Annotated in this window: 7 protein-coding genes; 6 read left to right on the forward strand and 1 reads right to left on the reverse strand. The window is 60.1% G+C overall.

Features of this window, described 5'->3' with window-relative positions:
- Window positions 1-38: 38 nt before the first annotated feature.
- A complete protein-coding gene (locus HU767_RS13895; RefSeq protein WP_186729766.1) occupies window positions 39-779 on the forward strand; it encodes an SDR family oxidoreductase in 741 nt (246 codons plus the stop codon).
- A 166-nt stretch (window positions 780-945) separates the two neighbouring features.
- On the opposite strand, the gene betT is transcribed toward HU767_RS13895, so the two are convergent.
- Window positions 946-2,907 (reverse strand): choline transporter BetT, encoded by a 1,962-nt coding sequence (betT, locus tag HU767_RS13900; protein WP_186729770.1) that lies wholly within the window; start codon window positions 2,905-2,907, stop codon window positions 946-948.
- Window positions 2,908-3,389: 482 nt separating this feature from the next.
- Here betT and HU767_RS13905 point away from each other — a divergent pair, with 482 nt between their 5' ends.
- From HU767_RS13905 to HU767_RS13925, 5 genes are all read left to right on the forward strand, one after another.
- Window positions 3,390-4,388 carry a D-cysteine desulfhydrase gene (locus tag HU767_RS13905; RefSeq protein WP_186707339.1) on the forward strand — a complete coding sequence of 333 codons (999 nt, stop codon included), beginning with the start codon at window positions 3,390-3,392 and terminating at the stop codon, window positions 4,386-4,388.
- Between the two features lie 302 nt (window positions 4,389-4,690).
- Window positions 4,691-5,491, forward strand: a complete 801-nt coding sequence (gene tcyJ, locus HU767_RS13910) for a cystine ABC transporter substrate-binding protein (RefSeq protein WP_186707313.1) — start codon at window positions 4,691-4,693, stop codon at window positions 5,489-5,491.
- Complete coding sequence (gene tcyL / locus HU767_RS13915) at window positions 5,491-6,156, forward strand: cystine ABC transporter permease (RefSeq protein ID WP_186707314.1); 666 nt, start codon at window positions 5,491-5,493, stop codon at window positions 6,154-6,156. The genes tcyJ and tcyL overlap by 1 nt, the downstream gene beginning before the upstream one ends.
- A gap of 3 nt (window positions 6,157-6,159) precedes the next feature.
- On the forward strand, window positions 6,160-6,921 hold the full coding sequence (tcyN, locus tag HU767_RS13920) for an L-cystine ABC transporter ATP-binding protein TcyN (protein ID WP_186707315.1): 762 nt from the start codon (window positions 6,160-6,162) through the stop codon (window positions 6,919-6,921).
- A 419-nt stretch (window positions 6,922-7,340) separates the two neighbouring features.
- Window positions 7,341-8,111, forward strand: a complete 771-nt coding sequence (locus HU767_RS13925; protein ID WP_186729767.1) for a hypothetical protein — start codon at window positions 7,341-7,343, stop codon at window positions 8,109-8,111.
- Window positions 8,112-8,226: the final 115 nt, after the last annotated feature.

Here is an 8,226-nt window from a genome sequence, read left to right on the forward strand (position 1 = left end):
TCAACGACTCAAGCCTCAACAACAAAGGGAACCCTCACATGACTGTTCAAAACTCGAAAGTTGCCATCGTGACCGGCGCCTCCCGCGGCATCGGCGCCGAAATCGCCAAGCACCTGGCCAGCGAAGGCTTCGCCGTTGTCGTCAATTACGCCAACAGCGCCAGCGAAGCGTCCAAGCTGGTGGTGCAATTGCGCCAGGCCGGCCACCAAGCCATAGCGGTCAAGGCCGACGTGTCATCTGCCGCCGATGTGCGTCGGTTGTTCGATGAGACCGAAGCGCAGTTGGGCAAGGTCGATGTATTGATCAACAACGCCGGCATCCTCCAAGTGATGCCCCTGGCGCAGCACAGCGACGAGTTGTTCGACCAGACGTTCGCCATCAACACCCGTGGCACCTTCAACACCCTGCGCGAAGCCGCGACCCGCCTGAACGACGGCGGCCGGATCGTGAATTTTTCCAGCAGCACCGTAGGCCTGAACCTGCCCGGCTACTCGGTGTACATCGCCAGCAAGGCGGCGGTGGAATCCTTGACCCAGGTATTTGCCAAGGAACTGCGCGGTCGCCAGATCACGGTCAATGCCGTAGCTCCCGGCCCGGTCGCCACTGAGTTGTTCATGCACGGCAAGAGTGAGGAGCAGGTGCAACACTACGCCAAGATGCCGCCCCTGGAGCGCCTCGGCCAGCCGCAGGACATTGCCAGCATCATCGCGTTCCTGGTGAGCCCGGCCGCGGGCTGGGTGAATGGGCAGATCTTGCGGGCCAATGGCGGGCTGGTCTGAGGTTTAGTTCTGTGGCGAGGGAGCTTGCTCCCGCTGGGTCGCGAAGCGGCCCTGTTTTTGGGACTGCTACGCAGCCCAGCGGGAGCAAGCTCCCTCGCCACGGTTTGTATGTTTGCCTGTGGCATCTACTTAACTGACAGGCATCAGGCACTGCGGTCCCTTTGGGTCACCGCACCAAATGCAAGAACTGCAGGTGCCGCTCGTACTGGTCGAGGATGTCGTTGATGACTTGCTCCTTGGTGTAGCCCACTAGGTCGTAATCCTGGCTGCCTTCGCTCAAGTGCACCTCGGCGCGGTAGTAACGACGGTTGTTCAATTGCTTGGACCCCATGCCGCCACGGGCGAAGGACGGCGTGAAGTAGCCGCGCATCTGCACCTGGTAGATGAACGGATGCTGCTCGCCATGGCCAATCTCCAGGCTGACGCTGTCGTTGGCCGGGTCGGGCTGGGTCACCACCGTCAGGCCCTTCTCGGCAAACACCGCGGTCACTTCTTCAATGGCCGGGCGCACCGTGGTGTCGAGAAAACGGTACACCTCATCACGGGACGGGAAATGCACCGCCTGGCTCAAGCGTTGGCGCCAGCCGCCCGTGCCCCGACGTGAACCCGAGACCGGTGCCAGGGAATGCAATTGTGCGATCTGCTTCTGGGACTCCAGGTAGAACGCCTTGTGCAGGCCCCACATCATTAGCAAGAGAATCAGCGAGAACGGCAGGGACGTCAGCACCACCGCCGACTTCAAGGCATCAATGCTGCCGGAGAACAACAACGCACTGGTCACCAGGGCGGTCATCGCGCCCCAGAACACTCGCAACCATTTCGGCCCGTCCTCGTCGGGGTTGCCACCCTTGGCCGACAGCGTCGACAGCACGACGGTGCCTGAGTCGGCGGACGTGACGAAAAACACGAAGCTGATGAACACCGTGACCGCGATGACGGTCTTGCTCCAGGGGTAGGTCTCCAGCAGCAGGTAAAGGCTCATCGATGGGTTTTCCAGGGCGGACATGCCCAGGGCGCTCATGCCGTGGTTCAACACCTGGTCGATGGCGCTGTTGCCGAAGATCGACATCCACGCCAGGGTGAACCCCAGGGGAATCAGCAGCACGCCAAAGACAAATTCACGGATGGTGCGACCGCGGGAAATCCGGGCGATGAACAGCCCCACGAACGGCGACCACGCGATCCACCAGGCCCAGTAGAACACCGTCCAGCCACCCAGCCAGTCGCTGGGTTCGTTGTAGGCGTACAGGTCGAAACTCTTCATCGGCAGGGCGCCGAGGTAATCGCCGATGTTCTGGATCAAGGTGTTGAGCAAATGCTGGGTCGGGCCGGCGAACAACACGAACAGCAACAACGCGCAGGCCAGCAGCATGTTGATGTCGGACATGACCCGCACGCCCTTGTCGACGCCGGCCACGGCGACGATGATCGCCGCCCCCATCATCAGCACGATCAGGCCGACCTGAATCCATTGGGTGTGGGCGATGCCGAACAGATAATCGAGCCCGGAATTGAGGTGCAGCACACCAAAGCCCATGTCCGCGCCGAGGCCGAACACCGTCGCGATAATGCCGAAGCCGTCCACGGCGTAACCGATGGGACCGTTGATGCGCTTGCCGATCAGCGGGTAAAGCGCCGAGCGCAGGGCCAGGGGCAAATTGTGCCGGTAGGCGAAGTACGCCAGGGCCATGCCGACGAACGCAAAAATGCCCCAGCCATGCAGGCCCCAGTGCAAGAACAAGATCTGCATGGCCTGGCGCGCTGCCTGCGCGGTACCGGCTTCACCCTGGGGTGGCTGCACCATGTGAGTCAGCGGCTCGGACACGCAGAAGAAAAACAGCGTGATGCTGATGCCGGCGGCGAACAACATGCCGGCCCAGGACAGATAACTGAATTCGGGCTCGTCGTGGTCGGCACCGAGCTTGATCTTGCCGTAGCCGGACAAGGCGGTGACCACCACGAAGACCAGATACAGCGTCATCGCCAGCATGTAGTACCAGCCGACCGTATTGGCCGCCCAGTTCTGCGCCGCCAGCAACCAGGCGCCGGCCTGGGCGGGCATGGCGATCACCACCAGGCCGAACAGCAAAATGAAAGTCGCAGCGAAGTAAAAGACCGGCGGGTTCATGCGGACCAGGCCGCTGGGTGGAATAGACGAAGCGCTCATGAACGAAGCACCTCGGGAAGCGAAAGGGCGGCAGTGAAATACGGACTCGGCAAAGGCAAGCCTCCTGTTGTGAGCGGGCAGCAAACCGACGGTTTAACTTGAATGAACGTTCAAGTTAAACATGAATAGGCAGCTAAGGACTAATCGCAGGGCTAAACGGCATGTTTCCTACACTAGCTTACGGGTGGGTATGACGGTGCCAGTAGAGCATTCGTTCATTAGCGGCAATCCCAATGTGGGAGCGGGCTTGCTCGCGAAGGCGTCGGCATATCCAACATCATCGGTACAGACAGATCGCTTTCGCGAGCAAGCCCGCCCCCACAGGTCAAGTACAGGACAATCGGACGGTGTCGCCAGATTCAAGCTCGGACAAAAACATGCCGGTTGCCCCTGAATATCCGCATGCCTATAGTCCAGGCATCGCCTACAACCAGTACGGACCCATGATCAAACAACAGCTGTCTCGCTTTAATCGTCTCGACCTGCTCGGCCATCCGACACCGCTGGAAAAACTCGACCGCCTCTCCACCTGGCTCGGCCGCGACCTCTATATCAAGCGCGACGACCTGACGCCCCTGGCCTTGGGCGGCAACAAACTGCGCAAGCTCGAATACCTGGCCGCCGATGCCATCGCCCAGGGCGCCGATACCCTCATCACCGCCGGGGCGATCCAATCCAACCACGTACGCCAGACCGCCGCCCTCGCCGCGAAGCTCGGCCTGGGTTGCGTGGCCTTGCTGGAAAACCCCATCGGCACCGAAGACAGCAATTACCTGGGCAATGGCAACCGGCTGCTGCTGGAGCTGTTCGACGCCAAGGTCGAATTGGTGGCAAACCTGGACAACGCCGATGAGCAATTGCAGGCCCTCGCCGGTCGCCTGCGCAGCAATGGAAAAAAACCCTACCTGGTGCCGATTGGTGGTTCGAACGCCTTGGGTGCGCTGGGTTATGTACGCGCCGGCCTGGAACTGGCCGAGCAGATCAAGGACACCGGGATCGAGTTCGCCGCCGTGGTATTGGCCTCGGGCAGTGCCGGGACCCACAGTGGCCTGGCGTTGGCCTTGAGCGAAAGCCTGCCGGCGCTTCCGGTCATTGGCGTCACGGTTTCGCGCAGCGAGGAGGACCAGTTTCCAAAGGTCCAGGGCCTGGCCGAGCGCACGGCCGCGTTGCTCGAAATCGCCCTGCCAGAAGCGTTCAAAGTGAACCTGTGGGATGAATATTTCGCCCCCCGCTATGGCGAACCGAACGCCGGGACACTGGCGGCGATCAAGCTGCTGGCCAGCCAGGAAGGGTTGTTGCTCGATCCGGTCTACACCGGCAAGGCCATGGCCGGCCTGCTTGACGGCGTGGGTCGCAACCGCTTCGACGAAGGCCCGATCATCTTCCTGCACACCGGCGGCGCACCGGCGCTGTTTGCCTATGACGCAGCGTTCCAGGCTTAGTGAAGTGCTCTTGTGGGAGCGGGCTTGCTCGCGAAGGCGTCGGCACATCCAGCATAACCTGGACTGACAAATAGCTTTCGCGAGCAAGCCCGCTCCCACAGAATCGACATCACATTTGGAATATGTAGATGATTTAATATTATTTTCCAATCTATAAAAGCCACTCTATAGTCTCGCCGCAGGCGCATTTGCCGCGAGACGCCCAGGCTGCTTTAAGGCAGGATGTGGCAATCTTTTTGGATCGCGGCTACGCCTTATCTCAGCCAAAATAACCTCTTCATAAGAAAACACAGGGGCTTGTCATGAATTTTTCCGCATTACGTCGCAACCTGCTGGTGGGTTCGCTGGGCCTGGCATTGAGCGCCGGTCTGTTGGGGCAAGCGGTTGCCGGTGAGCAACTGCAGAAAATCAAGGATGCCGGTGAAATCAAGATCGGCTTGGAAGGCACTTATCCACCATTCAGCTTCGTGGATGAAAGCGGCAAACTGACCGGCTTCGAAGTGGAGTTTTCCGAAGCCCTGGCCAAGGAGCTGGGTGTGAAGGTCAAGCTGCAGACCACCCCATGGGCGGGCATTCTCGCGGCCCTGGAATCCAAGCGTCTGGACGCCGTGGTCAACCAAGTCACCATCTCCGAGGAACGTAAGAAAAAGTACGACTTCTCCGAGCCGTACACCGTTTCCGGGATTCAAGCGCTGGTCCTGACCAAGAAAGCAGCCGATCTGAACATCAAGTCGGCAGCTGACCTAGGCGGTAAAAAAGTCGGCGTTGGCTTGGGCACCAATTACGAACAGTGGGTCAAAGCCAACGTACCCACCGCCGATGTGCGCACCTACGAAGATGACCCGACCAAGTTCCAGGATCTACGCGTAGGCCGCATTGACGCCATCCTGATCGATCGCCTGGCCGCGCTGGAATACGCCAAGAAAGCCAAGGACACGACGGCCGCCGGCGAAGCCTTCTCGCGCCAGGAATCCGGTATTGCCCTGCGCAAAGGCGAGCCTGAACTGCTGGCCGCCGTGAACAAAGCCATCGAAAAACTTCGCGCCGACGGTACGCTGAAAAAACTCTCGGAAAAATATTTCGACGCTGACGTCACCCAATAATGGAAGCAGCACTTCAACTCGCACTGGACTCCGCGCCGTTCTTGCTCAAGGGCGCGTACTACACGGTCATCCTCAGCCTCGGCGGCATGTTCTTCGGCTTGCTGCTGGGGTTCGGCCTGGCGCTGATGCGCCTGTCGCGTCTCAAGGTGATCAACTGGATCGCCCGCATGTACGTGTCGTTCTTTCGCGGCACGCCATTGCTGGTGCAGTTATTCCTGATCTACTACGGACTGCCGCAACTGGGCCTCGAACTTGACCCACTGCCGGCGGCGCTTATCGGTTTCTCGCTGAACATGGCTGCCTATGCGTGTGAAATCCTGCGGGCCGCCATCAGTTCCATCGAGCGCGGCCAGTGGGAAGCCGCGGCGAGTATCGGCATGACCCGCGCGCAGACCCTGCGCCGGGCCATCCTGCCGCAAGCCGCGCGCACGGCCCTGCCACCGCTGGGCAACAGCTTCATTTCCCTGGTCAAGGACACCGCGCTGGCGGCGACCATCCAGGTACCGGAGCTGTTTCGCCAGGCGCAGTTGATCACCGCGCGAACCTTCGAAATCTTCACCATGTACCTTGCCGCCGCGCTGATCTACTGGGTTCTTGCCACCGTGCTCTCGCACCTGCAGAACGTATTGGAAGCCCGGGTCAATCGGCACGACCAGGAGTCCTGACCCATGATTGTCGTGGAAAAACTGACAAAACAGTTCAAGGGTCAGGTGGTGCTCAACGGCATCGACCTGAAGATCGAAGAAGGCGAAGTGGTTGCGATCATCGGCCCCAGCGGCTCGGGCAAGACCACGTTCCTGCGCTGCCTGAACTTCCTCGAAGAGCCTACCAGCGGCCGGATCAAGGTCGGCGACATCGAAATCGATGGCAGCCGACCGCTGAACCAGCAACAGGGCCTGGTGCGCCGCTTGCGCCAGCAGGTGGGCTTCGTGTTCCAGAACTTCAACCTGTTCCCCCATCGCACCGCGTTGGAAAATGTCACCGAAGGCCCGCAGGTGGTGAAAAAAGTCCCCCGTGCCGAAGCCGAAGCCCTGGGGCGCAAGCTGTTGGCCAAGGTCGGGCTGGCCGGCAAGGAGGATGCCTACCCACGGCGCCTTTCCGGCGGCCAGCAACAGCGCGTGGCGATTGCCCGGGCGTTGGCGATGGAACCGGCGGTGATCCTGTTCGACGAGCCAACCTCGGCCCTCGATCCGGAACTGGTAGGCGAGGTCCTGGCAACCATTCGCGGCCTGGCCGAAGAAAAACGCACCATGGTCATCGTGACCCACGAAATGGGCTTTGCCCGGGACGTGGCCAACCGTGTGGTGTTTTTCGACAAAGGCGTGATCGTCGAACAAGGCGAAGCCAAGGCCTTGTTTGCAGCGCCCAAGGAAGAACGCACGCGACAGTTCCTCAGCAAGTTCCTCTCTGCCGGACACGGCGATCAGTAAGTAAGTGTGCATCACTTCCAGGGATGGAAGTCATGCCATTACACAACTAACACATCATCGCCACTCACTTAATTCAAACGACACAACTTGCAACTTCTGCCTCGCCACCCCCTCAACTATTTATCGAGTTTCAAATACCGGAAAGCCTGGGAAAACGACCTGCGGCACCGAGTATTCTTAACAGACAAGCGTAGGACGTTTCTGAAGCCTTTCATGATGAGTTATTAAGCAACCCACTCTATTGACACTGAAACTATAGAGCCCTTATCTAGTGCCCGACAGGCGACGCACATGACTTTAGTTGCGCAATGATTTAGCGCAGACAGCCCATATAACTGCCTAAATAAAATAGGCCGTATTATCCGTCGCCTTTGATCTTTCTGAAACGGACTTAGTTTTCAAGCATCAAGGAGAACACCATGACATGTAAGTCGAAGAGTCCCGAACTGGCCGCCCCGACCCTGGCCAATGCCCACCCTGCGGGCATCAACATCGCCAGCGCCGCTCACCTGGAAGTTGTCATCGCACCTTACCCCGGCATGGACGCGGGTGACCTGATCGAATTGTTCTGGGACAACTGCTACGTCGGCTCGCGCGTGCTCTCACAGGCCGACGTGCTGGACGGCATCACGATGCGCATCCCGGAGAGTTTCATCGTCAACGGGACCTCGCGCATCCATTATCGGGTGATGCAGGTTGGTCGCGGGCCGGCGCTGTCAACCAAGCAACGGGTCCAGGTCAAGCTCGACTGTCCCGGCGGCCAGCCCTCGGCCTTGAGCGGCGATGAAAACCAGGGCCTGGCGCCGGTGCGCATTCCCGCCGCCATCCGACGCCAAGGGGTGAACCCGAACCAGATCAAACGTGGCGTACCGCTGACCATCGAACCCTACCTGAACATGGCCGCCGGCGACGCCGTGACCCTGCGCTGGGGCGACGTGCGCATGGACCTGCCGGCGGTCACCGCCAGCGAAGTCGGCCAGCCAATCAATATCTGGGTCCCGCCGCAAATCATCCTGGAAGCGGGAGAAGACCTGCGCCTGGAAGTGACCTATTGCGTCCTCGACCGCGTGGGCAACAACTCCCACTGGGCACCGCCACGGACGTTGAAGATTGGTTGTGCCAATCCGTATCTGAACACCTCACCGAAACAGGCGCTCATGGTCGCTGAAACGCGCCGCCGAGAGCCCTGATGCAACCCTTCCTGCGGCCTACAGGCTTTTGTGGCGAGGGAGCTTGCTCCCGCTATGTGGGAGCAAGGCTTGCCCGCGATGGACGCGATGCGGTCTTGCAGAATCGAGGCGCCTG

Source organism: Pseudomonas sp. SWRI179, from assembly GCF_014268705.1.
Taxonomy (GTDB): Bacteria; Pseudomonadota; Gammaproteobacteria; order Pseudomonadales; family Pseudomonadaceae; genus Aquipseudomonas; species Aquipseudomonas zanjanensis.

Coding starts and splice junctions, on each gene's coding strand:
- HU767_RS13895 (WP_186729766.1), top strand. CDS start 39: ATGACTGTTCAAAACTCGAAAGTTGCCATCGTGACCGGCGCCTCCCGC.
- betT (WP_186729770.1), bottom strand. CDS start 2,907: ATGAACCCGCCGGTCTTTTACTTCGCTGCGACTTTCATTTTGCTGTTC.
- HU767_RS13905 (WP_186707339.1), top strand. CDS start 3,390: ATGATCAAACAACAGCTGTCTCGCTTTAATCGTCTCGACCTGCTCGGC.
- tcyJ (WP_186707313.1), top strand. CDS start 4,691: ATGAATTTTTCCGCATTACGTCGCAACCTGCTGGTGGGTTCGCTGGGC.
- tcyL (WP_186707314.1), top strand. CDS start 5,491: ATGGAAGCAGCACTTCAACTCGCACTGGACTCCGCGCCGTTCTTGCTC.
- tcyN (WP_186707315.1), top strand. CDS start 6,160: ATGATTGTCGTGGAAAAACTGACAAAACAGTTCAAGGGTCAGGTGGTG.
- HU767_RS13925 (WP_186729767.1), top strand. CDS start 7,341: ATGACATGTAAGTCGAAGAGTCCCGAACTGGCCGCCCCGACCCTGGCC.